We start from the raw sequence: 24,084 nt of genomic DNA, 5'->3' as shown, positions 1-24,084 counted from the left end.
TTCAGTAGTAAAAAAATCAGTGATCGGTGGGGATGTGGAATAGGGTGGCGAGCTTGTGAATCTTCTTCGCCTTGGCGAGCTTGGGCAAGTCGCTGCCGTCGCGCACGCGTGAGCCGTCTTCGCCGAGATCGTCGATGACATTCTGAGCCCAGATCGCGTCGGCCACGGAGGGACTCAGTCCTGCGTTGACGGGGGCAGTCTGCGCGGTGGTCATGCAGAGTTTGCCGGCCATGCCGAGTGACAAGGTGATCGCACAGTCTCGGGCGAGCAGATCCAGATCGGGGCCGAGCGTGGGACCGTCGATCGGCGGAGCGATGCGTGCCGCGCGGCTGGCGATGGTGAGCCGCGAACGCGGGTACGACATCGACGTGGGGGAGTCGTCCATCCCAGTGTCGCGCCGGAAGTCGCCGCTGCCGAATGCGAGACGGAAGATGCCGTCAGTGCGTGCGATCTCGGGCGCAGCCTCGAGTCCCACCGCGGATTCGACGAGAGCAAGAATCTTGGTGCCGTCGGGAAGTCGCTCGGCCGTGGCGTCGGCCTGCTGACCGCTTTCGGTCTTTGCGAGCATGACACCCTCGAGTCCGGGGAGGCCCGCGAGTACGGCCAGATCCTCTTCCCAGAACGGTGTCGTGGCGTCGTTGATCCGAACCCAGGCGTGATTGTGTTCGCTCAGGAATGCGGCGACATCGCGGCGGGCAGCTGGTTTGTTGGGTGCGGTGACGGCATCCTCGAGGTCGAGAATGACGGCGTCGGCCGCACTCGCGAGTGCGGCGTCGAAGGTGTCCGGTTTGGACGCGGGGACGAGGAGCCAGGATCTTGCCTGCTGCGGGGCAATTCGCGAGGTCACAGGTCTCTCCATGTGAGTAGTCACATCAGGGCCTTTCCGGTGATTTCCACGACATCAATGATGCCTGCTGGCCCATCGATCGACCCAATTGCGTAACTAGATTTCAGTCACATCTGCCGCTTCGCTGCGCGCCGGATCTGAATGATGCGAACGCCACCTGCCAACGCCATGATCAACGCGCCCGCGATGGCGGAAAGCAGGATCGTGATTCCGAGCGGAAAGTCGATCTGCCAGGCGAGGATCTTGACGGAGACGCTCTCGAGGTTCTGCAGGATGAACACCAGCAGTAAGATCAGCACAATTGCGCCTATGACCAGGCCAACCCAGGTCGTCGCAGCCCTGGTTCGGTCGGTGACCGACGTTCCGGTCGGCACTGGTTCAGGCGTCGGTGTCGGTTCCGGATCGTGTTTTTCCACTGCCTTGTTCTCGTCCACCTTCGGAAGTTCCGGATCGGGGCCGAAACCGTCGGCTGGGCCGTACACGGGGGAATTCGACGGATCCTCTGGTGTGGTTGACATGACATGATCATCACTCAACCTGCGCGAAGTTGCACGGGTAATCCGGCCACAATCGGGTGGCAGTGGGGTAGCACCCCAAAACAATGGGACAATGGTGTAACTATGGCTGCCTCTCTTCCCCTCGTTTTCACTGCACCCAAGCGCGGAATGCCTCCACGGCACCTCGCCGATCTCGATTCCGCCGAGCGCAAAGAAGCGGTGAAAGAGCTCGGCCTTCCGGCTTTCCGGGCCGATCAGCTGGCGCGTCAGTACTACGCGCGGCTGGAAGCCGATCCGGAGAAGATGACCGATCTCCCCGCATCGGTGCGCGAGAAGGTGGGGGAGTCGCTGTTCCCGACCTTGTTGACCCCGATCAAGCACCTCGCGTGCGACTCGGGCGACACTCGCAAGACCCTGTGGAAGGCACATGACGGAACGCTGCTCGAAAGCGTCCTGATGCGTTATCCCGATCGGGCGACACTCTGTATCTCGAGTCAGGCGGGCTGCGGAATGGCCTGCCCGTTCTGTGCGACGGGTCAGGGCGGCCTCGACCGCAACCTCTCGACCGCCGAGATCGTCGATCAGGTTCGCGAGGCAGCGGCCGCCATGCGCGACGGCGAAGTCGCCGGCGGCCCCGGACGCCTCTCGAACGTCGTGTTCATGGGTATGGGCGAGCCTTTGGCGAACTACAAGCGTGTGGTGGCAGCGGTACGACGGATCACCTCGCCTGCACCCGACGGCCTCGGCCTGTCTCAGCGGTCCGTCACGGTCTCGACCGTCGGCCTAGCTCCCGCTATCCGCAAGCTCGCTGACGAAGGCCTGAGCGTCACGCTGGCGGTATCGCTGCACACACCGGACGACGAACTGCGCGACACTCTTGTCCCGGTCAACAATCGCTGGTCAGTGTCGGAGGTACTTCAGGCTGCCCGGTACTACGCAGACAAGACCGGTCGCCGTGTGTCCATCGAGTACGCGATGATCAGGAACGTCAACGATCAGCCGTGGCGCGCGGACATGCTGGGCAAGAAGCTGAAGAAAGCACTCGGCGGGTTGGTGCACGTCAACCTGATTCCGCTCAACCCGACTCCGGGCAGCGAGTGGGACGCGAGCCCCAAGGACGTCGAGCGTGAGTTCGTGCGTCGGGTCATCGCCCAGGGCGTCTCGTGCACGGTGCGCGATACGCGCGGTCAGGAAATCGCCGCGGCCTGTGGCCAGCTGGCAGCCGAGAACTGAAACGTTTCAGGCCTGAAACACGTAAAGAGAAGGCCTCCACGAACTTTCGTTCGTGGAGGCCTTCTCTTTGTCAGGTTTCTAGCGCGGGCGGCGACGGATGACGATGTCGCGGACCAGAATGAAGATCATCAATCCGGCGGTGCCGATGAGCCACAGATCCTCGACCTTGCCGTGATGGTTTCCGATCATCATCAGAAGCAGGAATATTGCGAAGAACCATCCGAGGAAACGGAAAAACTTGAGTCCTTCACCACTCCACCCCCATGCGGCAGAGGGAACCTCGGCCTCATCGACGTGCGAGACCACGACGGGGGCGCTGGACTTGACGTCCAACTGGGTATCGGCCACGGTCGATCCTCCTGCTCATTCGGTTGCACTACTGCCCAATATGGTGACATACGACTGCCTGTCGTACGTAGTTGGGCGTCGATAAGGTTGTTCTCAGGTGTTATCAGGAACAATGGGCGAGTGCAGGAAACCACACGTACCCGCGTCCTCCTCCTCGGCAGTACCGGTTCGATCGGTACCCAAGCGCTGGAGGTCATCGCTGCCAACCCCGACCGTTTCGAAGTAGTCGGTCTTGCAGCGGGCGGCAACAACGTCGAGTTGTTGGCCGAACAGATTCGTGCAACCGGCGTCACGGACGTCGCCGTCGCCGATCCTGCAGCGGCATCGGCGCTGGAATCGGTAACCGCCCGTTCGGGACCGAGCGCCGTGACAGAACTGGTTCGGGACAGCGGTGCCGATGTTGTCCTCAATGCGCTCGTCGGTTCGTTGGGACTCGAACCGACACTGGCGGCTTTGAACTCGGGAGCGCGCCTGGCGCTGGCGAACAAGGAATCGCTTGTCGCCGGCGGAGCGCTGGTGACGAAAGCCGCCGCCCCCGGTCAGATCGTGCCGGTCGACTCGGAGCATTCGGCGCTTGCCCAGTGCCTACGTGGTGGAACAGGCGACGAGGTGGCCCGGTTGGTTCTCACCGCTTCGGGTGGGCCGTTCCGTGGCTGGAGCGCCGAGGATCTCGAAAGTGTGAATCCAGCTCAGGCAAAAGCGCACCCCACCTGGTCGATGGGGCCCATGAACACCCTCAATTCGGCAACTCTGGTCAACAAGGGCCTCGAGCTGATCGAGACGAACCTGCTGTTCGGGATCGACTACGACCGCATCGACGTCACCGTGCACCCGCAGTCGATCGTGCATTCCATGGTCACCTTCTTCGACGGGTCGACGCTGGCGCAGGCAAGCCCGCCGGACATGAAGCTCCCGATCGCTCTCGCTCTAGGCTGGCCGGACCGCATCGAAGGTGCTGCGTCGGCATGCGACTTCACCACCGCCTCCACCTGGGAATTCGAGCCGCTCGATTCGTCGGTGTTCCCCGCCGTCGATCTGGCGCGAAGCGCGGGCAAATCCGGCGGTTGCTTCACCGCGATCTACAACGCGGCCAACGAAGTGGCGGCTCAGGCATTCCTCGACGGTGTCCTTTCCTTCCCGGCGATCGTCCGCACGGTGGCCGCTGTTCTCGACGATGCAGGTCAATGGTCCGCAGAACCGGTTACCGTGGACGACGTTCTGGCCGCAGACGGCTGGGCACGCACACGAGCGCGTCAGCTCGTGAAGCAGGAGGGCTAGAGCTTTCATGGTTTTTGCACTGGGCGTAGTGCTGTTTGCCCTCGGCATCGGCGTGTCCATCGCCTTGCACGAAGCCGGTCACATGTGGACGGCCAAGGCTTTGGGAATGAAGGTTCGCCGCTACTACATCGGCTTCGGACCGAAGATCTTCTCGTTCCGTCGAGGTGAGACCGAGTACGGCCTCAAGGCGCTGCCGCTGGGCGGATTCTGCGACATCGCGGGCATGACGGCCCTCGACGAGATGACGCCTGAAGAAGAGCCGCACGCGATGTACAAGAAGGCGGCGTGGAAGCGCGTCGTCGTCATGTCCGGCGGTATCGCGATGAACTTCATTCTCGGGTTCCTCCTGATCTACGCATTGCTTCTCGGCTGGGGCCGAACTGAGCCCGCTCAGCCAGTGGTCCAAGAGGTCACGTGTGTGGCCCCCGATCAGCTGGGCCAGGACGGCAACTTCGAGCTGACAGAGTGCTCGGGTGGGGGCCCCGCGGGAGATGCGGGCCTGCAATCGGGAGATCGGATCACCGCAGTCGACGGAAAGTCGACGAGCACCTTCCCTGAGGTGGCAGCAGCTATTCGAGGTGTGGATGGTCCGATCGTGTTGTCGGTTGATCGCGACGGAGAGGCCTTGTCGATCACGGTCGTGCCCGAACGAGTCCAGCGATATGTGAACTCGGCCAGTGGCGTTCCCGTGAAGCAGGAAGTATCCGCTGTCGGAATCGGTGGACCGGGCTCGGCGCTGGTCGAGTACAACGCTCTCACGGCTGTTCCGGCAGCCTTCGACTACACCGGCCAGATCATGGTCGACTCGGTGAAGGCGTTGGCTGACATTCCGTCGAAGGTGGGGGCTCTGTGGGAGTCGATCACGGGCGGCGAACGCGCCCAGGACACACCGATCAGCGTGGTCGGTGCCAGCGTGATCGGTGGCGAGGCCGCAGATCGAGCCGAGTGGCCGATGTTCGTCGGACTGCTCGCATCGATCAACTTCTTCCTCGGTGTTTTCAACATCCTGCCGCTGTTGCCGCTCGACGGCGGTCACATCGCGGTGGTCTTCTACGAGAAGATCCGTGATTGGTTCCGCGCCCGCCGAGGCTTGATTCCCGGCGGCCCGGTCGACTACACGCGACTCCTTCCGATTACTTACGTATTCATCGTGATCGGTGGCGCGTTCATGTTGCTGACACTCACGGCTGACATCGTCAATCCGATCAAGATCTTCTGACCGTGTGAGAAGGGTGACGGTTGCCGCGCGGTAGTGCGACGATCGCCCGGCTAAACTTGCAGTGAAGCTATGAAAGAAGGCACAGACGTGACCATCCCTATCGGACTGGGAATGCCCTCGGCACCCGCAGCGATTCTTGCTCCTCGACGCAAGACACGGCAGCTGCAGGTCGGCACGGTAGGTGTGGGCAGCGATTTCCCCATCTCGGTGCAGTCCATGTGCACCACGAAGACGCACGACGTCAATGCAACGCTGCAGCAGATCGCGGAACTGACCGCGTCCGGTTGCGACATCGTTCGTGTCGCCTGCCCGCGTCAGGAAGACGCGGACGCGTTGTCGATCATTGCGAAGAAGAGCCAGATCCCGGTTATCGCCGACATCCACTTCCAGCCGCGCTACATCTTCGCGGCAATCGATGCGGGATGCGCTGCGGTGCGCGTCAATCCGGGCAACATCAAGGAATTCGACGGCCGTGTCAAAGAGGTGGCCAAGGCTGCCGGTGACGCAGGCATTCCGATCCGTATCGGTGTCAACGCGGGATCGCTCGATCCTCGGTTGATGGAGAAGTACGGCAAGGCGACGCCCGAAGCGTTGGTCGAGTCCGCGCTGTGGGAGGCCGGGTTGTTCGAAGAGCACGGCTTCGGTGACATCAAGATCTCCGTCAAGCACAACGATCCGGTGATCATGGTCGAGGCTTACCGCCAACTCGCCGCCAAATGCGATTACCCGTTGCACCTCGGCGTCACGGAGGCAGGGCCGGCGTTTCAGGGCACGATCAAGTCCGCGGTCGCCTTCGGTGCGCTGCTCGCGGAGGGTATCGGCGACACGATCCGGGTTTCGCTCTCGGCCCCGCCGGCCGAGGAAATCAAGGTCGGTAACCAGATTCTGCAGTCTCTGAACCTGCGTCCCCGCAAGCTCGAGATCGTCTCATGCCCCTCGTGTGGCCGTGCACAGGTCGATGTCTACACACTTGCCGACGAGGTCTCCGCCGGCCTCGAAGGCATGGAGATCCCGCTGCGCGTGGCAGTCATGGGTTGCGTCGTGAACGGACCGGGCGAAGCGCGTGAGGCCGACCTCGGTGTGGCGTCCGGCAACGGCAAGGGCCAGATCTTCGTCAAGGGCAAGGTCATCAAGACGGTGCCCGAGGCGCAGATCGTCGAGACGTTGATCGAAGAGGCGATGAAAATTGCCGAAAGCATGGAGGGTGACGCCTCGGAGGGTGCGCCGGTCGTCACCGTGAGTTGAGTGATTGCCGGATGAATCTTCCCCGTCGGTGTCAGGTTCGTGGCAATCTGAGTGCATCATGATCGGGTAGTGATATTCGTGGACGCGCAGTCGAGTCGAGGGGGTTGACGGATGCTCAAACTCCTCGGAGCCAAGCAGGTCGGAAGTCGAGATCTCGAAGACGTCCGACGGGTACTCGACGCCGATCCGGTGGCGGCCTGCATGATTGCCGCGCGCGTCGAAGAATGCGGCGTCGACCCACGAATGATTCACGGCGAGCTGTGGAGTCGAGGCGGGCCGTTGTCCTCACTGTGCTTTGCCGGGGCGAACCTGGTTCCGCTTCGAGGCGATCCGGATGACATTCGGGCATTCGCCGACCGTGCCTGTCGGATTCCGCGCATGTGCTCGTCGGTGGTCGGCCGCGCCGAATTGGCGTTGCCGCTGTGGGAGATGCTCGAGCTCGACTGGGGAACTGCGCGGGAGGTTCGCCCCGAACAGCCGTTGCTCGCGGTTTCCGAGCCGCTGGCGTGCCCGTCGGATCCACTGGTCCGGCAGGTTCGCTCGGACGAACTCGAGATCTATCTGCCTGCCGCGATCGCGATGTTCATCGAAGAGGTCGGAGTCGACCCGCGTGCCAACGACGGTGGGCGCGGATACCGGCACCGTGTCGCTAGCCTGATCGCCGCTGGTCGAGCGTGGGCGCACATCGAGGACGGCCAGGTCGTTTTCAAGGCGGAGGTCGGTTCGATGTCTGCTCGCTGTGGCCAGATCCAGGGTGTGTGGGTCAACCCGGAATTTCGTGGGCAGGGCTTCGGCGTGACCGGTACAGCGGCTGTAGCGGAGTCGATCATGGCGACCGGTCGCATTGCGAGCCTGTACGTCAACAGCTTCAATACGATTGCGCGGTCGACCTATTCGCGGGTGGGGTTCCGACAGGTCGCGACCTTCTCGACGGTGCTGCTCGACTGACCGTACAAGCTGCGTGCAATGGTCGCGCCTACGCTGGGTGGAGCATTTGTCGCCCTACTATGGGGCTCGATGAACACTCGGCATTTCTCTCGTAGTCGCTCGGCCCAACTGTTGGCCTCCTGCACCGTGATTTTCTTGGCGGTGGGGATCAGTTCGTGTACTCCGAAACCCGCCGGCCCCGAGCCCGTCGCGCAGCAGTTCCTGAGTGCGTTCGGTGACAGGGATATCGACGAGGCAGCAAAACTGACGGACCGGCCTGATTCCGCGGGTCCTGTATTGAGTGACACCTGGGATGCGCTCCAGGCCGAGTCGATGACTGCCGAGACCACGTCGGTGAAGATGAACGGTGACACTGCGACGGTCGGCTACACCTACGAGTGGCACCTTCCGAAAGACCGCGTGTGGACGTACGACGGCGAGCTGCAGATGGGACGCAAGGACGGCGACTGGTCCGTCCGGTGGAGTTCGACGGACGTTCACCCGCGCCTCGGTGACAAGCAGACGATGTCGTTGCGGGCAACCGCGGCGCCGCGAGCGCGGGTCAACGAGCATTCGGGCACGGATGTCCTGGTGCCGGGAATTGTCTACCGAGTGAAGTTCGATCGCTCCAAGAGCAACGACATCATTGGTTCCGCAAACAATCTCGCAAGTGTTCTCGGTCGGTTCGATTCTTCGCTGACGGGTCAATCGATCGCCGAATCCTCGACGGCCGTCAAGGGCGACTATCTGGTGACCCGCCTGCGCAGTGACGACTACGACCAGGTATCGGCGCAACTGGGAGCCATCTCGGGAGTATCTGTCTCGGACGAATCGGATCTCGTGTCGACCGACCCGGAGTTCGCGCCTGACCTTCTCGGGCAGATCAAGAAGACGATCATCGACGAGGTCGACGGCAAAGCCGGCTGGAGTGTCGTCACGGTCAACCAGAACGGCGTCGACACCGATGTGCTGACCGAGACTGCGCCGCAACCTGTTCCGTCGTTCAGTATCAGTTTGGACCGCAACATTCAGATCGCTGCTCAGCGTGCCGTGAACGTGAACAAGGATCAGGCGATGATGGTGGTCATCGAACCGTCGAGTGGGGCGATCCTGGCTGTCGCACAGAACAAGGCAGCAGACCGCGACGGACCGGTCGCGACGATGGGTCAGTACCCGCCCGGTTCGACGTTCAAGATCATCACGGCAGGCGCGGCAATTTCGACCGGTCAGGCGACCCCCGACACGATGGTGCCATGTCCTGGCCGGATCGAGATCGGTGAGCGCAGCGTCCCCAACTACAACGAGTTCTCACTCGGCACGGTGCCGATGGCAACGGCCTTCGCGCGTTCGTGCAACACGTCCTTCGCCAAGCTGGCCAGCGAGATGCAACCAGACACGTTGACCACTGCCGCAGCGCAGTTCGGCATCGGCCAGGACTACAACGTGGTGGGATTGCCGATCGATTCCGGTTCGGTGCCGCCGGCGTCGGACCTGGTGCAGCGGACCGAAGACGGGTTCGGTCAGGGAAAGGTCGTGGTCAGTCCGTTCGGAATGGCGATGGCAGCGGCGACGGTCGCGAACGGTTCGACTCCGGTGCCGCAACTGATTTCAGGGCGCGAAACCACCATCGACGGTGAGCGCCCGGCGATCTCGCCCGCCGTGGTCGACGGTCTGCGCGGAATGATGCGACTCGTGGTCACCAGCGGTACTGCAGAACGCGTCGAAGATCAGGGTGAGGTGTACGGCAAGACCGGTGAAGCCGAGGTCGAAGGGGGATCGCACGCGTGGTTCGTCGGCTATCGCGGGAACCTGGCCTTCGCGACTCTGGTTGTGCGGGGCGGAAGTTCGGACAACGCCGTCGCAGTCACCCGTGACATGCTCACCGCCCTGCCTGAAGGCTACTGACCCGTCAGGGGAGCAGTCCCAACCGCCGGGCGGTCACCACGGCTTCGTGGCGTGAGCTCGCGTCCAGCTTTCCCATCGCGCTTCGCAGATAGCTCTTGACTGTTTCCGGGCGAAGGGAAAGCCGTTGGCCGGCTTCGATGTTGGTGCAGCCGAGTGCGACCTGAGAGAGAACGTCCACTTCACGCGGGGTGAGCGTGACGTCGGATTCGGCGTCGGCGGTGGGACGGAGCAGGTTGGCCAAACGCTGGGAGAGTCCGCGGAGTTTGGTCTGCAAGTCGGTGTCGGTGACGGTCTGGGCGACACTACGTAGTTCGGCGTGGACTCCGCGGATCTCTTCCGAAGACATACCGTCGGCGGTAGTCGCGGCGGCGGCCTGCAGTAGTTGCAGACGACGATCGACTTCGTCGCGGATGGCGAACTCCATCCCGAGACGCCGGGATGCGCCGACCATGACGTCTGCTGTTCGGTCACCCAACGGAGCGGAATCGCGGATCGCGGCGTAGAGCACAGCGCGCGATTTTCCCGAAACCATGACCGGAACGGCGATGATCGAATGCAGGCCCTCGCTGAGAACAGGACGGTCGAAGTGATGAGTGATGGACTGCGAATTGCCGTAATCGTTGACGGTGATCGGTGAACCCTGGGCTACGACGCGTCCGCCCATGCCCGAGCGCGGCGGGATGGCCAAGCCCTTGAGGTTGTTGGTGCGGGTGCCGACGAATTCGCTCAGGTGCAGGGTTCCGTCCTGGACCTCGCCTCCGAACAGCACGGGAACAACGCCCTGAGCTGCGATTGTGCGGAGTTCACCTCGCATTGCGTCCCCGTCGCGGGGGCGCAGAAGTGACGAAGCATGTCGGTTCACGCAGGTACCCCTTTCTGGGGGTAGTGAAGTTCTCTTGTGAGCTAGATCATAGGGGGTGAACAGTACGTATGACGAGCCACCAACGTAACCGGTCGGGCCAACCATACGACGATCGATAAGGAGCAAGTTGATGAGCACCGATCCCACCGCACGGGTGCGCGAGCTGCTGGACCAGTACGACACCCCGCATGCCAGCGCCGCAGAATTGCTCTGCGATCGGCATCCCGCGGATGGCGTTGCATTCACCGTCGTCGAGGCAGACCTTAGCTCGGTGGACCTCACTTACGGTCATCTACGTGAGCAGTCGGCGCGTTTCGCGGCAGCTCTGGCCGACCTCGGAGTCGAGCCGGGTGACAACGTCGCGACCTTGATGGGTAAGTCTGCGGACCTGGTGGTCGCGCTCCTCGGAATCTGGCGCCGCGGAGCGGTCCACGTGCCCTTGTTCACGGCGTTCGCTTCGCCGGCCATCGCTTTCCGCTTGACGGCCAGCGGCGCGAAGGTGGTCATTTCCGACGCCAATCAGCTCGAGAAGCTCGCGCCGGGAGAGGACATCCCCGCCGACGCAGCGTGGCAGGTCATCGTCGCGGGCGGCGCGGCCGGTGACGAGTTGGACTTCGACGCACTTGTCGCAGCTCAGGATGCCGAAGACCCGAAGGGCGCTGCTCAGGCAGTCGGCGGCAACGCACCGATGGTGCAGTTGTTCACCAGTGGCACCACGGGAACACCCAAGGGCGTGCCGGTTCCGGTGCGCGCGCTCGCCTCGTTCCACGCCTACCAGGAGTTCGGCCTCGACGTCCGAGAGGACGACGTGTTCTGGAACGCCGCAGACCCGGGCTGGGCGTACGGGCTGTACTACGCGTTGCTCGGCCCGCTTGCCGCCGGCACGCGAAGCCTTCTGCTGCACGCCGGATTCTCCGCGCCGCTGACGTGGCAGATCATCGAGAAGTTCGGTGTCACCAATTTTGCCGCCGCTCCGACCGTCTACCGCAGTCTGCGTGCCGACAAGGCTCCCGTTCCGGAAGGCATCTCGCTGCGCCGCGCTTCCTCGGCCGGTGAGCCCTTGACTCCGGATGTTGTTGCGTGGTCGAAGAACTCGTTGGGCGTCGAGGTCCGTGATCACTACGGCCAGACCGAGCACGGCATGTTCATCGTCAACGCCTGGGCCGACGGACTTCGCGACGATGTCCGTCCCGGATCCATGGGTCGTCCGTTGCCGGGTTGGTCTGCCGCTGTGCTGGAAGACAATTCGGATGACATTGCACCGGCCCGCACTCAGGGCCGCGTGGCGATCGATACTCACAACAGCCCGTTGATGTGGTTCACCGGGTACGTCGATGCGCCGGAGAAGACGAAGCAGCGATTCAGCGAAGACGGCCGCTGGTACATCACCGGTGATGCGGGAATGACGGACGAGGACGGATTCTTCTTCTTCTCCTCGCGCGACGACGACGTCATCATCATGGCGGGCTACCGCATCGGTCCCTTCGACGTCGAGAGCGTGCTGGTCATGCACGAGCACGTCATCGAGGCCGCCGTGGTGGGCATGCCCGACGAGTTGCGTGGTGAGGTTCTCGAGGCGTTCGTCGTTCTTCGCGAAGGCGTCGACGGCGACGACGAACTCGAGAAGGAACTGCAGACGTTGGTGAAGAAGAAGTTCGCCGCGCACGCGTACCCGCGCACGGTGCACTTTGTTCCGAACCTGCCCAAGACCCCGAGTGGCAAGGTTCAGCGGTACATCTTGAGGAAGGGATAAACCCCTGCTGTGCGCCTTTATTTAACCCCCGGCGGTTAATAAAGGCGCACAGCAAGGTCAGCGCCGACGAATTCTGCCGACCACCATGAGGGCGACCAGGGTGACTGCAAGCAGCAGTGTCGTATTTGCTGCGGCAAGAAATACCTGGCCACGGTCGGTGAGTCCGAAGATGCTGACCGGCAAGGTCTTCCATGTCGCCGGGTAGACCATGACCGTTGCGCCCAGCTCACCCATCGACAGTGCGATGGAAAGCCCGGCGGCCGCACCCAACGCTGGGAGCAGCAGCGGTAGCGTTACCCGTGTCAGCACCCGCACCGGGCCGGCGCCGAGTGATTCGGCAGCTTGACGGTAGGCGGGATCGAGCCGTTCGAGCGCGGCCGATACGGAACTGAAGGCAAAGGCAAGCACCAAAACCGTGTGAGCGAGAATCACGATCCACTTGGTGCCTCCGAGCAGTAGCGGGCGCTCGTTGAAAGTGATGAGCAGACCCAAGCCGATCGCGACCGACGGAACCGCAATCGGTAAATGGAATACGGCATCGGTGATGCGCCGCAGCCACATCGGTGCCTCACGCGAGGCCAGCGCGGCCCACGTTCCGACGATCAATGCCAATGCCCCCGCGATGAATGCAGTCTGCAAACTGACGATCAGGCTGGCGAAGTTCTCGTCGGACAGCGCCGTGGAGAAGTTCTTGCCGCCGAGATTCGACGGCAGTGGACCGGTCCACGATCCGGCCAAGGCAGCCGCGACGACGGTGGCGATGGGCGCGACGAAAACCACCGCGACGACCAGGGTGAAGAATCCGAGTACGAGGGCCCTAGAGCTTCGTGTCCACAGCAGCACGGCTGCCTCCCATCAATCTGTTGAAGGTGAATCGGTAGAGGCAGTACAGGCCGAGTGAGAGTGCGACCTGGACCGTCGCGATCACTGCCGCGCCGGGCAAGTCGAAGGTGACAATGCCGCGGGTGTAGATGAGGACCGGAAGAGTTACGACGTCTTTAGCCCCGGTGAAGAGCACGATGCCGAATTCATTCAGTGTCATCAGAAGTACGAGCGATCCACCGGCCAGGAGGGCCGGCCACGCTTCCGGCATCACCACCTGCCGCAGAACTCGGACGGGTGACGCGCCGAGACTGGCTGCCACGTCGAGTTGTTCACGCGGAATCTGGGTGAACGCTGCCAATAGCGGACGCACGACAAAGGGTGTGAAGAAAGTGATTTCGGCCGCGATCACACCGAACGGAGTGTTGAGGAAATTCAGTGGGCCGCTCGCATCGCCGGTGATGCGGACGATCAAGGCGTTGACGGCGCCGGCTGTCCCGTACAGGAACGTGAACGCCAGCGTGATCAGGAAAGACGGCAGGGCGAGCACCGTGTCGATCAATCGCCCCACCACCTTGGATCCGGCGAACGGAACGAAGGCCAGCACCAAGGCGAGGAAGGTTCCCAGGATCAGGCAACCCAGGGTCGACGCCACGGCGATTTGGATGGTCCGCCAGAGCGCGGTTCTGAACAGTTCCGAACCGAGCACCGAAGACCACGTGGACAACCCGGTGCCATCTGCGGTGCTCAGAGATTCCGTGAGGACACGCGCGGTGGGATAGACAGCAAACACGAGGACAAGAAGCAGTGGTGGCAGCGCCCAGCCGATCCGGCGCCACGCGATCGGGTCTTTGTGCTGGGGCGCAGCGGTTTCGGGGCGTTCCAGGGTTGTCGTCATGGGTGGCGATCCGCCGGAACCAGGACACTGCCGTCCGTGGGCAAGACGACGCCCACTTCGGTGTCGACCGGTCGTTCGTCGTGCCCTGGAACATCCGCGTCGACGCGGACGTCGTCGAGGCCACGGACAGCCAGCGTCAGACGCGTCGTGGAACCGCGCCAGACGCTCGAGACGATGCGCGCCGGGAATGATCCTCGTGCGCCGACGCCGGTTACGCCTACCGCGTGTGGACGAACACACAGGTAGGCGTCCATGTCGGACTCCCATTCGATGTGCCCGATCTCGGGCTGCGGGGCGTGAGCAGTGAACGGCGTGCCACCGATCGAGACCAGTGCGGAGGTGCCGATGACGCGTGTGACGGTGCAGGGCAACAGGTTGGCACCCCCGAGGAACGCCGCGGTGAAGCTGGACGGCGGACGTTTCCACAAGGCCTCAGCGGTGTCGATGTCCGCGAGTCTGGCGTTGCGCATCACTGCGATTCGGTCTGCCAGCGCCAGGGCTTCACTCTGATCGTGCGTCACATAGAGCATGGCTGTGTCAGGTAGTGCTGCGCGCAGTCTCGCCAGTTCGCCGAGCATGCTCTCGCGAAGTTGAGCATCCAGGGCGGCCAGTGGTTCGTCGAGGAGGAGTACTCCAGGGCGAATTGCCAACGCTCGGGCAATGGCGATTCGCTGCTGTTGACCGCCGGAAAGTTCACGGGGAAGCCGCTTTCCGTACGCCGACATCCCGACCATGTCCAGGGCTTCGGCCACGCGAGGGCCGATCTCCGACCGCGGCACGCGATGGGCTCGGAGTCCGAAGGCTACGTTTTCGGATACACGCATGTGCGGGAAGAGAGCGTACGACTGGACGACGACGCCGATACCGCGTTGTGCGGGAGGCAGATTGGTGATGTCTCGGGTGCCGAGCTTGACGGAACCGGACATGGGGCGGACAAATCCCGCGAGGGCCTTCAGGGCGGTCGACTTGCCGGATCCACTGGGCCCCAGCAGTGCCACAGTTTCACCGGGTGCCACTCGCAGATTGAAATCGACGAGTGCATGGGTTGCGGTCTTCCCGCGGCCGTAGGCGACGTTGACGCGATCGAAGGTGATGGCCGGAGCAGAATGTTCGATCGCTCCGTGAACACCGACGGTCTCGGGGAGCGTCCGCCCCAGTCTGGTTCTTGCCATGATCAGCTCCCGGTGGCTTTCTGGTAAGCGGCGATGTCGGCGTCGAGCGAGCTGAGGACGTCGTTCCAGTTCGGGGTCCACACGTTGACGCCCTGCAGAACTCCGGAAGGCGTGTTCTTGTCGGTGGATTCACCGGCAGCGCTTCGGACGTCCTCGCGGACCGATACGCCGAGTGCATCGGTGGCGACGGTCTTCTGGGATTCTTCGGAGAGCAGGAACTCCATCAACTTCTTGGCTTGTTCGCTGCTCGGTGCGCTCTTGGCGAGGCCCATCACGTAGGGCAGTGCAATGGTGGTGCGAGTGCCGTCGGCTCCAGCGGGGAAGAAGATGTCGAACTTCGATCCGTCGTCGGCGATGGAGGCGAGGTTCATCTGGACGTCACCGTTGGCGACCAGCAGCTCTCCGTTACTGACCTTGGGCTGGAGCTTTCCGGTGGAAGACGAGGGTCCGACATTGTTGGCCTGGAGCTTTCCGAGGTAGTCGAGTGCTCCTTCCTTACCCATCAGGTGCTGGAGCAGCAAGAGCACCGCGGTACCGTCGCCGGCCTGGCCGGGCGTGGAGTACTGCAACTTGCCCTTGAACTGGTCAGTGAGCAGATCGTCCCAAGATTGTGGGGCGGGTGATGCAGTCGGATTGGCGATGAACGAGAGGTAATTCTCGACGACGGGTACGTACTTGCCGGCGTCGTCCTTCTCGTCGGCAGGAACGGCGGAGGTGTCGATTCCGCTGGGCTCGAGCAGACCTTGGGCGTCGGCCTTCTGGATGAACGGGGGCAGCGTGATGATCACGTCTGCCTGTGGGTTGGACTGCTCCTTTTCGACGCGGGAGACGACCTCGCCGGATCCGGCTTCCACGAGGTTGACGGCGATACCGGTCTGCGCGGTGAAGGCGTCGAATCTTCCCTTGTACCAACCGGACAGGCCGTCGGCGCTGTATACGGTGACGGTCTCGGTGTCTGATCCGGCAGCAGTGCCGGTGCCACCGCAGGCAGTGGTGAACGAAAGGACGGACACGGCGAGAGCGGCCGCAGCGATGCTCGGGCGTAGACGCATGACGATTCCTTTTTCGGAGGTGAGATCAGGAGTGGGTGAGGAGTTCGGCGAACTCCGTCACGGACGGGACGATGTGGGTGGCTCCGGCGTCGCGAAGCTGTTGCTCGTCGTGTGCGCCGGTCAGAGTTCCGGCGACGATGGATGCGCCGGAACGAATGCCGCTGAGCACGTCGTTGGACGTGTCGCCGAGTACGGCGATCTGGTGGACGTCGTCGATCGAAAGTTTGAGCAGGGCAGCCAGAATCAGGTCCGGGTGCGGTCGACCGCGACCGGCCTCGGCGGGGGAGAGGGTGAGATCGGCGAGGGTTTCCCAGCCGAGCGCGACGAGGAGTTTGTCCTGCGTCGATCGGCTGAACCCGGTGGTCAAGGCAACTTTGATGCCGGCCTCGCGCAAAGTGGTGATGGCTTTCTCGGCGCCGGGGATCGGCTCGGCCAGGCCCTGGTCGATGAGGGAGTCGTACGTGGTTTCGAAGGCGGCGTTCGCGGCCTGGGCGCGGTCTTCGTCACCGAAGATCGCCCGGAACACGACGATCTTCGACTGGCCCATCGTGTCGAGGACGTACTGGCGAGCGGCGTCGGCTTCCGGGCCTTCGGCGGGCAGTCCGCCGGCTTCAGCGGCGGCAGCGAAGGCGCGAAGAACCAGTCCGTCGTCGGCGACGGTGGTGCCGGCCATGTCGAGAACGGCAAGGGTGATCGGAGACATGAGAAGTCTTTCTTGTCGGAGAGATTCAGAGACCGAGCTGGTCGGCGGTTTGTTCCGCCAGTGCCGGGCCGAGCGTCATACCGCGGCCACCGGGGCCGGCAACCACCCAGACGTTGTCGGCAGCTTGTGCGCGGTGAACAAGTTGTGAGGGGTCGATGCACTGGCTGTAGACGCCCGCCCAACGCTTGACGATTGGCGGAAGATCGCGTCCCAGAAGTGTTTCCACGACTCCGGACAGATGGCGATAGGGCGCCTCGTCGACATCGAAGTCGAAGGGTTCCTCGTATTCGTGGGTGTCGCCGATGGTCAGCCCGCCGTGCAAGCGCTGCACGCACAGGAGTTGCATGCGGTGCTCCTCGGCAGTCGGTTCCTGCGGCTGCACTGTACGGAGGTGATCGAGGGCAGATCCGGCGAAACCCGGGTAGTAGCGGAAGCTGTCACCGTCAGCGATTGCGGTGGTGAGCTTTTCGCCGAGTGGGGCGCTCTGCATCATCTGCAGGCGCACACGGCGCAATGGGAGATCGCCGGCGAGATCGCGAGCCAATCCGCCGAGTGTTGCTCCGGGGCAGACGATCACGAGATCGGCGTCGAAGCCGCGACCGTGGTCGTCGCGGATGTGTACGCCGGAGGTGGTCGTCGTGATCTCGCGGGCTTCCGTTCCGGCGTGGAAGGTGTAACGGCCGGTGGATTCGAGGTAAGAACGGATGGCGGGGAGCGCTTGCCGTGACTCGACTGCGGCGTCCAGCGTGCAGTGCAGTCCGCCGAGAAACTTGCCCCGGAGCGCGGGGTTGACGACGCGAACGGCGTCGGGATCCAGGAGCGCGAACCCTCGGTTGTCGGCGTCCGGCCGAGAGAACGCTTCCTGCGCGACCGCGACCTCCTCCTCGGTGCGCATGAGGGTGATGGAGCCGGCTGGGCGGTATCCGACGCCGGGGACACGGGCGGCAAGGTCTGCCCACAGTTCGCGCGAGCGCAGCGCAGCTTCGAGTTCGTGCGGGGCTCGCCCGGATACCCAGACGAGGCCGAAGTTCCGTACCGTGGCACCGCGGGCTTCGGGCTCACGTTCGAGATGGATGACGTCGTGTCCCCGACGGATTGCCTCGTCGGCGTGCGCCGTTCCGAGGATCCCTCCGCCCACAATCAAAATTCGCATGTAGAGATAGTGACGTTTGGTCTAGACCAATAGGGGGAATCGAGACGAACTCCAGGTTAACAATTGGTATAGACCGAATTCTTGTACGCTTGCGCCATGAATCAGCAGACGTCCACCGGGCCGGGGACCTCGAGCGTCGTGATCGAACCGGAGTTGAAGTACTACCGGGTGCGCACCGAGATCGAGACCATTCTCAGTGGGCTCGAGGAGGGCGACGCAGTCCCGTCCGAGCGGGAATTGGCGGCGCGGTTCACAGTCGCTCGCGAGACGGTCCGTCAAGCGCTTCGTGATCTGCTTGTCGAAGGACGGATCGAGCGGCGGGGGCGGGGCACTGTCGTCGCGAGTCCGAAGTTGGTTCAGCCGCTCTCGATTCGTTCGTATACCGAAGGCGCACTGAGTGCTGGGCGAGTACCCAGTCGTAAGGTTGTGACCTTCGAACGAATGTCGGCCGACGACGGTCTCGCCACGGAATTGGGTATCGAACCAGGTGACAGCGTCGTTCACCTCGAGCGTGTTCTCTTCGCCGACGGAGAGAAGATCGGACTCGAATCAACGTTCCTGCCGGACAGCAGGTTCGGTGAGATGCTCGACGCTTTCGATGCGACGACGTCGCTGTACGCGGCTATCCGTTCCATCGGCGTGGTCTTTGCCTCCGCAACCGAACGGATCGAGACGGTGCTCGCTTCACCGCGGGAGGCAACCCTCGTCGAGTCCACCACCTCGATGCCGATGCTTCTATTACACCGGACGTCTGTCGACCCGGACGGTGTGCCGATCGAGCGCGTTCGTTCGCTCTACCGCGGCGACCGTATTGCCTTCTTGACGACTCTTCGCGAGTAGGAGGGGCGTCGAGGGGGTCTGCTGTTACCGGGAACGATAGGCACTCCCAGGCCCGTGGAATCTGTTCTGTACTGGACTCCATCAAACGGGAGGACAGTGAACATGGGTGACAAGAAGGTCTGGTTCGTAACCGGCGCAGGCCGGGGGATGGGAGTCGATATTGCTCAGGCGGCTCTTGCCGCCGGGCACGCGGTGGTGGCAACGGGGCGTGATGCGGACCGTGTGTCTGCAGCGATCGGTGCGCATGACGACCTGTTGGTGATTGCCTTGGACATCACCAACGAACAAGCCGCATATGCTGCGGTGGACACGGCAGTTGCACGATTTGGTGGAATCGATGTACTGGTGAACAACGCCGGAAACTTCTACGCCGGGTTCTTCGAGGTTGTCAGTCCGGCGCAACTTCGCGCTCAGATGGAGACCAACTTTTTCGGGCCGATCAATGTGACACGGGCGGTGTTGCCGGTAATGCGTAGGCAACGGAGTGGACGTGTCGTGACTGTCAGCTCGCTTGCGGGCCTGGTTGGTCAGGAGTTTTGCGCAGCCTACGCGGCGTCGAAGTTTGCGCTGGAGGGTTGGATGGAATCATTGCAATTCGATGTCGAACCGTACGGAATCGGGACGATGATCGTGGAGCCGGGATTCTTCCGGACCGAACTGCTTGTCGAGGGTGCGTCGTCGGTCTGGCCGGAATTGTCGATAGACGATTACGACGCTCGGACCGGCGAGACCGTCGAAGCGTGGAAGAGTATGAACGGTGCCCAGGGCGGGGATCCGGTGAAACTTGCCGCGGCACTTGTGGCACTTGTCGATTCGCCGCTACCCCCACGTCGTTGGGTCGCCGGTGCCGATGCAGTGTCCGTGGTTGAGCAGAAAGCCCACCAACTACTCGATCAAGTTGAAGCCCATCGCGGTTTGTCCTCGTCGCTTGCCCACGTGGACGTGACGACCTGATCCGAGTTTGTCAGGTCACGGGAGTGAGGTGAACATGTCCACGAGCCCCTGGGGTGCGTTCTCGCCGAAGCACATGTCCAGTCCATCAGCGGACTGTTGTGCCGCCGCGGCGCTGCGTGGGAATAGGCGCTCTTCGTAGACAGCTAGCCCTTCCTCCGTGCTGCTGTGCGACGCGATCGCCTGGCCGAGTTCCGCGCCGTCGAGCATTGCCAGGTTCGCACCCTCTCCGGCAAACGGCGACATAACGTGTGCCGCGTCCCCGAGCAGAGTGACCCCGGGAGTACGGCTCCAACTGTGGCCGATGGGAAGGGCATGGATGGGGCGAGGGGTCAGCGAGCTGTCGGCTTCGACGATCAGTGAACGCAGTGACTCGTCCCAGTCCGAGAAGTGTTCCAGCAGAACCTTCTTCGCGATGTGATCGTCGGAGAAGTCGACACTCGCTGCCCAGCTCTCGGGAACTCGCAGGGCGGCATAGATGTGCAGACTGTTGTCGGTCTCACGGTGGGCAAGGAAGCCCTTGTCGGCACTGAGTGCGAACATCATTCCGCCGCCGACGGTTTCAGCGGCATCCACGTGCTGGTTGTCGGCGTCGTGAAGGTCGAACTCCACGAAAGATATTCCGGTGTACGCAGGAGTGTCGTTTGAAACCAGTGGACGGATTTTCGACCACGCACCGTCGGCGCCGACCAGGAGATCGGTGGTGAAGTGGGTTCCATCCGCGAGGTGAACTTCGTGTCGACCATCCGGCAACGGATGAGCACTGCGGACCTTGGCTCCCCAGTGGATTGTTTCCTTCGGAATTGAGCTGAGCAGTAGGTCACGGAGCTGGCCGCGGTCGATTTCCGGGCGGTCGCCGTCTCCGGTGTCCTGCTCGCTCAGGTGCACGACGGCATTTCGATCGAGGACGCGTGTCTCTTCCCCGCCTTGATGAACGAGGGCGCGGAACTCCTCATAGAGGCCGGCGGCACGAAGCGCGATCTGACCCGAGTCTTCGTGGATGTCGAGCATCCCGCCTTGAGTTCTGGCTGTCGGTCCGGATTCGAGATCGAATACCGCCGAATCGATTCCGCGGAGATGGAGGACTCGGGCGAGGGTGAGGCCGCCGAGGCCGGCGCCGATGATTGCGATGGGGTAGTGGTTCATGGTGGGTTCCTAAGAAGTGAGTGGGGTGTTCTCGATGCCCGTGATGAGCGTGCGGAATCCCCAGGAGAGGCGCGCGGTGGGTTCACCGGCAAGTAGAGCTGTTGCATGGCCTGCGACGAGTGGGTGCGTCTGCGGGTTTGCGTTCTGGATTGCGTCGGTCAGCGCGCTCCATTGGGCATCCGCGTCGGCGGAATTGTTCGGCGCAGAGTGTTCGGCGGCAGTGGACGTCGCGTACTGCAGTAGCAAGTCCACGCCCCACGCGGCCTGACCTGGAGGGACTTCGCCTTCGTCGAGCAATGCCAGCAGGCGCTCGAGCAGGCGCACGTAGTGAACTCCGCTGGGCCGGGAAACGAGAGCCGACTGGGCGAGGCCGGGATGATCGAACAGCACGGCCGTGTACGAGGTCAACACCCGTTCAAGGCGAGCTTGCCAAGTGCCGGAGGAATTTTCGGCGAGGTCCACGACTCCGAGGAGTTCGTCGAGAACCGCGGCATGCAGTTCGACTGTGTTGCGCACGTACACGTACATCGATGCCGGCCCGGTGTCGAGTTCGAGGGCGAGTCGACGCATCGTCAATTTCTGCAAGCCCTCCGACCGCAAGATTTCCACCGCGGTACTGACGATGCCCTCGCGTGTCAGAGCGGGTTTGGCCGGACGATTGCGACGGCTCGACGGACTTGTTGGCTGAGTGGGCATGATTTCACCGTACACGAACATGTTCGTAACGAACATGTTCGTTGGATCACGCACTGAACGTCCACCGCTGTGCGGAGCCATATCGGGAGCGGTGGGTTACATGCCTGAACCGCCGGAGAGCATTGCGATCGTCAGTAGGATGCCACCCACAATCCCCACGAGCGGGCTGTCGCTGTCGAGAAGCCAGTCGTTCAACGATCCCATGAGTGCCTCTTTCGGGTTTCGATCTGTCGACGGTCGAGCCTATCGACAGATCGAAACCCGAGATGTCACTTTCGTCCGAATTGTGGATCGGACCCGAGGTGATCAGCCGTAGACGTTGCCCGGGCTGATCAACTTGGTGATCGGCACCATCAAAGCACTGGTCAGGTCGGTCTCTCCGTCGATGTCGGTGTTGATGAAGACGACCAGGGTTGTGTCCTTCTCGGGCAAGTAGACCGAGACTGTCTTGTAGCCGGGCAGGCTTCCGTTGTGACCGATCCAGCCGCCGCTGTTGAACAAACCGAGTCCGTAGCCGGAGCTGTCGTCCCCTTCGCTCAAGCTCACGGTTTGCAGGCGCTGCTTCTGAGTGGCGTCGGTCAGGAGATCGCCTTTGGCCAGCGCCGGAACCCAGATGCGCATGTCGTCCAACGACGAGATCATTGCACCCGCGGCGCCGCCCCACGACGGATTCCAGTCCGTCGCCGCGGTCACGGATTCGTCGAGCGTTTGGTTGGTGTACCCCTGAGCGTGTGGTGTCGGGAACGCGTTGGTGGTGGGAAAGCTGGTGTGCTCCATTCCGAGTGGTGTCGTGATCTTGGTGTCGATGACGTCCGACAGTGTTGAGCCGGAGACCTTTTCGATCACCATGCCCAGCAGAACAGTGTTGGTGTTCGAGTAGTCGACGGTGGTCCCTGGTCGAAGTTGGAGTGGGAGGTCCTTGATGTATCCGACGAGTTCCTCCGGTGTGAAAGTTCGGCGGGGATCCGAAAGATATTCCATCACAAACTGTTCGGACGTCGTGTAGTCCACGAGGCCGCTGCGCATTCCTGCCAGGTGACGCAAGCTGATCGCATCACCTTCCATGACGCCGTCGACGTACTTGGAGATCGGATCATCGAGACCGATCTTTCCCTCGTCGACCAATTGCAGCAGGGCGGTCACGGTAAATGTTTTGGTGACGCTGCCGATCCGGTGGTAGAAGTCGGTTTCCATCGGCGCTTTGGTTGCCGTATCCGAGACTCCTGCAACCTTGACGTAGTTGCCGTCGGGCCCCCAAATGCCCACCATCGCACCGGGAATCCCGGTCGAATTCACCGCTGCGTCGACGATCGAATCGAGCTGGTCGGTGATGGTCGAGTCCATGATCTTGTCGGATGTGTCTGTGGATTTGTCCGTGCTGCAGCTGATTACAGCTCCGACAACCATGGCGCTGCACAGGCCGACAAGCAGGATGCGTCTTGCTCCGGTTTTCATGAGTCGAACTCTGCCCGTCCGAGGGCACTCACACATCGACCCCGGGTACGGCAGACGCAGTCCCCAGGTACCTCCTCAACCGGTACCGGGGGACTACGGAACCCTGGCCTGAACCCTTGGCTTGGGTCAGATTCCGCCGTCGAAGAACGCCGCCAGCGCGGGTGCCGGGTCTGCCGCGGTGCCCATATTTGCTACGCCGACAACGATCAATCCCAGCGTGAACAGTGCAGTGAGAAGACCGATCGACCCCGACACGAATCTCGTCCGTCGCTCGGATCGCGCCGTTCTCGCGAAGCGTGCCCACACGACCACAGTCACGGTCAGTGATATTGCTGCCGCGATCAGCGCGATCACCGCCATGGCCAAGTGATACCGCGCGAAGTCGCTGATCATCAGTTCGAGGACAGGGCTTTGCTGGTTTCCGGTGCCCGTCGACTGAGCGAGCTGTTGGCGGACCTGCCCGACAGTGTCGCCAAGTGCCCCATCCGCCTGGGCCACGGGCAACATCGAGATCAGCGAAGAGAAGGGTGCAACGACACCTTGGATATTTGCCATCACGAGTACCGAGGAAAACATCGCGAGGAGCGTGACCAGCCCTCCCGCCGAGGCGAATGCGAGTTTCTTTCCAGCCGTCAGAGGGCCGGCGTTCACGAACGACGCCTTGAGCATCCGGCCGAGTGCGAGCAGAACCGTCAGCAGGATTACCGCGATCACGGCCTTGGCCACGTGGTACCGCAGCCAGTAGTCGACAGCGGACTCCAAGCTCGGCGAGAAGGCTTGGACACCGGAACTCCAGTATTCGACGAACGCGGCGCGGACCGTCTCGACGAGTTCTCCTTGGTCTGCGTACCCATCACCCGGCCTACTCGTCAGCATGCCCGGGGCGAGAACGAAGGCAGCGGAGAAACCGGCGACCAGCGCGATCAACGCGGCGATCTTGCGACCTGAGGACTGCGTCGAGCGCGACGGCCCCGCAGTGTTGTGCCGTGAAGAATTGTGAAGTGGGATTCCTCCAGCGTGATGAGCGATCATCTGGTCACCGTCCACAAAGTCATGTCACCGAGTGTAGAAATCGGTACGCC

At 62.6% G+C, this 24,084-nt stretch carries 23 protein-coding genes; 9 read left to right on the top strand and 14 right to left on the bottom strand.

The annotated features are described in order from the left end of the window. Nucleotides 1-16 precede the first annotated feature (16 nt). Both ATN37_RS11435 and ATN37_RS11430 read right to left on the bottom strand, forming a co-directional pair. A complete protein-coding gene (locus ATN37_RS11435; protein WP_030535660.1) occupies nucleotides 17-859 on the bottom strand; it encodes a CoA ester lyase in 843 nt (280 codons plus the stop codon). 95 nt (nucleotides 860-954) lie between these two features. Continuing rightward, complete coding sequence (locus ATN37_RS11430; RefSeq protein ID WP_073512295.1) at nucleotides 955-1,365, bottom strand: lipopolysaccharide assembly LapA domain-containing protein; 411 nt, start codon at nucleotides 1,363-1,365, stop codon at nucleotides 955-957. Between the two features lie 102 nt (nucleotides 1,366-1,467). Here ATN37_RS11430 and rlmN point away from each other — a divergent pair, with 102 nt between their 5' ends. Then, nucleotides 1,468-2,577: a 23S rRNA (adenine(2503)-C(2))-methyltransferase RlmN gene (gene rlmN, locus ATN37_RS11425; protein WP_218695151.1), complete on the top strand. Its 1,110-nt coding sequence runs from the start codon at nucleotides 1,468-1,470 to the stop codon at nucleotides 2,575-2,577. A gap of 78 nt (nucleotides 2,578-2,655) precedes the next feature. Here the strand turns inward: rlmN and ATN37_RS11420 are convergent, their stop codons facing one another. Further along, complete coding sequence (locus tag ATN37_RS11420) at nucleotides 2,656-2,925, bottom strand: DUF2631 domain-containing protein (RefSeq protein WP_003942762.1); 270 nt, start codon at nucleotides 2,923-2,925, stop codon at nucleotides 2,656-2,658. A 120-nt stretch (nucleotides 2,926-3,045) separates the two neighbouring features. On the opposite strand from ATN37_RS11420, the gene dxr reads away from it, so the two are divergent. From dxr to ATN37_RS11395, 5 genes are all read left to right on the top strand, one after another. Further along, entirely contained in the window at nucleotides 3,046-4,203 is a 1,158-nt protein-coding gene (gene dxr, locus ATN37_RS11415) for a 1-deoxy-D-xylulose-5-phosphate reductoisomerase (RefSeq protein ID WP_030535659.1), read from the top strand. Between the two features lie 7 nt (nucleotides 4,204-4,210). Continuing rightward, nucleotides 4,211-5,422 (top strand): RIP metalloprotease, encoded by a 1,212-nt coding sequence (locus ATN37_RS11410; protein WP_030535658.1) that lies wholly within the window; start codon nucleotides 4,211-4,213, stop codon nucleotides 5,420-5,422. Nucleotides 5,423-5,509: 87 nt separating this feature from the next. Continuing rightward, nucleotides 5,510-6,667 carry a flavodoxin-dependent (E)-4-hydroxy-3-methylbut-2-enyl-diphosphate synthase gene (gene ispG, locus ATN37_RS11405; protein WP_007734888.1) on the top strand — a complete coding sequence of 386 codons (1,158 nt, stop codon included), beginning with the start codon at nucleotides 5,510-5,512 and terminating at the stop codon, nucleotides 6,665-6,667. Between the two features lie 111 nt (nucleotides 6,668-6,778). Continuing rightward, nucleotides 6,779-7,615: a GNAT family N-acetyltransferase gene (locus tag ATN37_RS11400; RefSeq protein WP_003942692.1), complete on the top strand. Its 837-nt coding sequence runs from the start codon at nucleotides 6,779-6,781 to the stop codon at nucleotides 7,613-7,615. 69 nt (nucleotides 7,616-7,684) lie between these two features. Continuing rightward, complete coding sequence (locus ATN37_RS11395) at nucleotides 7,685-9,499, top strand: penicillin-binding transpeptidase domain-containing protein (RefSeq protein ID WP_073512293.1); 1,815 nt, start codon at nucleotides 7,685-7,687, stop codon at nucleotides 9,497-9,499. A gap of 4 nt (nucleotides 9,500-9,503) precedes the next feature. Here the strand turns inward: ATN37_RS11395 and ATN37_RS11390 are convergent, their stop codons facing one another. Continuing rightward, nucleotides 9,504-10,313, bottom strand: coding sequence for a LuxR C-terminal-related transcriptional regulator (locus ATN37_RS11390; RefSeq protein ID WP_042450799.1), 810 nt, complete (start codon nucleotides 10,311-10,313; stop codon nucleotides 9,504-9,506). A 178-nt stretch (nucleotides 10,314-10,491) separates the two neighbouring features. Between ATN37_RS11390 and ATN37_RS11385 the strand changes: the two genes are divergently transcribed. Beyond that, complete coding sequence (locus tag ATN37_RS11385) at nucleotides 10,492-12,114, top strand: AMP-binding protein (RefSeq protein ID WP_003942743.1); 1,623 nt, start codon at nucleotides 10,492-10,494, stop codon at nucleotides 12,112-12,114. 57 nt (nucleotides 12,115-12,171) lie between these two features. On the opposite strand, the gene ATN37_RS11380 is transcribed toward ATN37_RS11385, so the two are convergent. The 6 genes from ATN37_RS11380 to ATN37_RS11355 are packed head-to-tail and all read right to left on the bottom strand — an operon-like array spanning nucleotide 12,172 to nucleotide 17,914. After that, nucleotides 12,172-12,957 (bottom strand): ABC transporter permease, encoded by a 786-nt coding sequence (locus ATN37_RS11380; protein WP_003942733.1) that lies wholly within the window; start codon nucleotides 12,955-12,957, stop codon nucleotides 12,172-12,174. Continuing rightward, nucleotides 12,932-13,834, bottom strand: coding sequence for a 2-aminoethylphosphonate ABC transporter permease subunit (locus ATN37_RS11375; RefSeq protein WP_054781691.1), 903 nt, complete (start codon nucleotides 13,832-13,834; stop codon nucleotides 12,932-12,934). Before ATN37_RS11375 ends, ATN37_RS11380 begins: the two co-directional genes overlap by 26 nt. Beyond that, a complete protein-coding gene (locus ATN37_RS11370) occupies nucleotides 13,831-15,006 on the bottom strand; it encodes an ABC transporter ATP-binding protein (protein ID WP_218695149.1) in 1,176 nt (391 codons plus the stop codon). The genes ATN37_RS11375 and ATN37_RS11370 overlap by 4 nt, the downstream gene beginning before the upstream one ends. Nucleotides 15,007-15,008: 2 nt before the next feature. Continuing rightward, nucleotides 15,009-16,058, bottom strand: coding sequence for a 2-aminoethylphosphonate ABC transporter substrate-binding protein (locus ATN37_RS11365; protein WP_003942754.1), 1,050 nt, complete (start codon nucleotides 16,056-16,058; stop codon nucleotides 15,009-15,011). 25 nt (nucleotides 16,059-16,083) lie between these two features. Continuing rightward, complete coding sequence (locus ATN37_RS11360; RefSeq protein ID WP_064073699.1) at nucleotides 16,084-16,761, bottom strand: phosphonatase-like hydrolase; 678 nt, start codon at nucleotides 16,759-16,761, stop codon at nucleotides 16,084-16,086. A gap of 25 nt (nucleotides 16,762-16,786) precedes the next feature. Further along, nucleotides 16,787-17,914, bottom strand: a complete 1,128-nt coding sequence (locus ATN37_RS11355) for a TIGR03364 family FAD-dependent oxidoreductase (protein ID WP_218695147.1) — start codon at nucleotides 17,912-17,914, stop codon at nucleotides 16,787-16,789. Between the two features lie 96 nt (nucleotides 17,915-18,010). Here ATN37_RS11355 and ATN37_RS11350 point away from each other — a divergent pair, with 96 nt between their 5' ends. Both ATN37_RS11350 and ATN37_RS11345 read left to right on the top strand, forming a co-directional pair. Continuing rightward, complete coding sequence (locus ATN37_RS11350) at nucleotides 18,011-18,754, top strand: GntR family transcriptional regulator (RefSeq protein ID WP_007734901.1); 744 nt, start codon at nucleotides 18,011-18,013, stop codon at nucleotides 18,752-18,754. A gap of 102 nt (nucleotides 18,755-18,856) precedes the next feature. After that, nucleotides 18,857-19,708 carry an SDR family oxidoreductase gene (locus tag ATN37_RS11345; protein ID WP_218695145.1) on the top strand — a complete coding sequence of 284 codons (852 nt, stop codon included), beginning with the start codon at nucleotides 18,857-18,859 and terminating at the stop codon, nucleotides 19,706-19,708. Nucleotides 19,709-19,723: 15 nt separating this feature from the next. Here ATN37_RS11345 and ATN37_RS11340 read toward each other — a convergent pair whose 3' ends face one another. From ATN37_RS11340 to ATN37_RS11325, 4 genes are all read right to left on the bottom strand, one after another. After that, nucleotides 19,724-20,851 (bottom strand): NAD(P)/FAD-dependent oxidoreductase, encoded by a 1,128-nt coding sequence (locus tag ATN37_RS11340; protein WP_058226314.1) that lies wholly within the window; start codon nucleotides 20,849-20,851, stop codon nucleotides 19,724-19,726. Nucleotides 20,852-20,860: 9 nt separating this feature from the next. Further along, entirely contained in the window at nucleotides 20,861-21,547 is a 687-nt protein-coding gene (locus ATN37_RS11335) for a TetR/AcrR family transcriptional regulator C-terminal domain-containing protein (RefSeq protein WP_064073720.1), read from the bottom strand. 306 nt (nucleotides 21,548-21,853) lie between these two features. Beyond that, entirely contained in the window at nucleotides 21,854-23,002 is a 1,149-nt protein-coding gene (locus ATN37_RS11330; protein WP_050656488.1) for a serine hydrolase, read from the bottom strand. 126 nt (nucleotides 23,003-23,128) lie between these two features. Further along, nucleotides 23,129-24,034, bottom strand: coding sequence for a hypothetical protein (locus tag ATN37_RS11325; RefSeq protein WP_218960095.1), 906 nt, complete (start codon nucleotides 24,032-24,034; stop codon nucleotides 23,129-23,131). Between the last annotated feature and the right edge of the window lie 50 nt (nucleotides 24,035-24,084).

It is taken from the genome of Rhodococcus sp. MH15 (assembly GCF_019266045.1).
Lineage (GTDB): Bacteria > Actinomycetota > Actinomycetes > Mycobacteriales > Mycobacteriaceae > Rhodococcus_F > Rhodococcus_F qingshengii.
Note: the sequence above shows the minus strand (reverse complement) of the source record. Positions and strands in the feature narration are given on the sequence as shown.

Coding starts and splice junctions, on each gene's coding strand:
- ATN37_RS11435 (WP_030535660.1), bottom strand. CDS start 859: ATGGAGAGACCTGTGACCTCGCGAATTGCCCCGCAGCAGGCAAGATCC.
- ATN37_RS11430 (WP_073512295.1), bottom strand. CDS start 1,365: ATGTCAACCACACCAGAGGATCCGTCGAATTCCCCCGTGTACGGCCCA.
- rlmN (WP_218695151.1), top strand. CDS start 1,468: ATGGCTGCCTCTCTTCCCCTCGTTTTCACTGCACCCAAGCGCGGAATG.
- ATN37_RS11410 (WP_030535658.1), top strand. CDS start 4,211: ATGGTTTTTGCACTGGGCGTAGTGCTGTTTGCCCTCGGCATCGGCGTG.
- ATN37_RS11400 (WP_003942692.1), top strand. CDS start 6,779: ATGCTCAAACTCCTCGGAGCCAAGCAGGTCGGAAGTCGAGATCTCGAA.
- ATN37_RS11395 (WP_073512293.1), top strand. CDS start 7,685: ATGAACACTCGGCATTTCTCTCGTAGTCGCTCGGCCCAACTGTTGGCC.
- ATN37_RS11390 (WP_042450799.1), bottom strand. CDS start 10,313: ATGCGAGGTGAACTCCGCACAATCGCAGCTCAGGGCGTTGTTCCCGTG.
- ATN37_RS11385 (WP_003942743.1), top strand. CDS start 10,492: ATGAGCACCGATCCCACCGCACGGGTGCGCGAGCTGCTGGACCAGTAC.
- ATN37_RS11375 (WP_054781691.1), bottom strand. CDS start 13,834: ATGACGACAACCCTGGAACGCCCCGAAACCGCTGCGCCCCAGCACAAA.
- ATN37_RS11370 (WP_218695149.1), bottom strand. CDS start 15,006: ATGGCAAGAACCAGACTGGGGCGGACGCTCCCCGAGACCGTCGGTGTT.
- ATN37_RS11365 (WP_003942754.1), bottom strand. CDS start 16,058: ATGCGTCTACGCCCGAGCATCGCTGCGGCCGCTCTCGCCGTGTCCGTC.
- ATN37_RS11360 (WP_064073699.1), bottom strand. CDS start 16,761: ATGTCTCCGATCACCCTTGCCGTTCTCGACATGGCCGGCACCACCGTC.
- ATN37_RS11355 (WP_218695147.1), bottom strand. CDS start 17,914: ATGCGAATTTTGATTGTGGGCGGAGGGATCCTCGGAACGGCGCACGCC.
- ATN37_RS11350 (WP_007734901.1), top strand. CDS start 18,011: ATGAATCAGCAGACGTCCACCGGGCCGGGGACCTCGAGCGTCGTGATC.
- ATN37_RS11345 (WP_218695145.1), top strand. CDS start 18,857: ATGGGTGACAAGAAGGTCTGGTTCGTAACCGGCGCAGGCCGGGGGATG.
- ATN37_RS11340 (WP_058226314.1), bottom strand. CDS start 20,851: ATGAACCACTACCCCATCGCAATCATCGGCGCCGGCCTCGGCGGCCTC.
- ATN37_RS11335 (WP_064073720.1), bottom strand. CDS start 21,547: ATGCCCACTCAGCCAACAAGTCCGTCGAGCCGTCGCAATCGTCCGGCC.
- ATN37_RS11330 (WP_050656488.1), bottom strand. CDS start 23,002: ATGAAAACCGGAGCAAGACGCATCCTGCTTGTCGGCCTGTGCAGCGCC.
- ATN37_RS11325 (WP_218960095.1), bottom strand. CDS start 24,034: ATGATCGCTCATCACGCTGGAGGAATCCCACTTCACAATTCTTCACGG.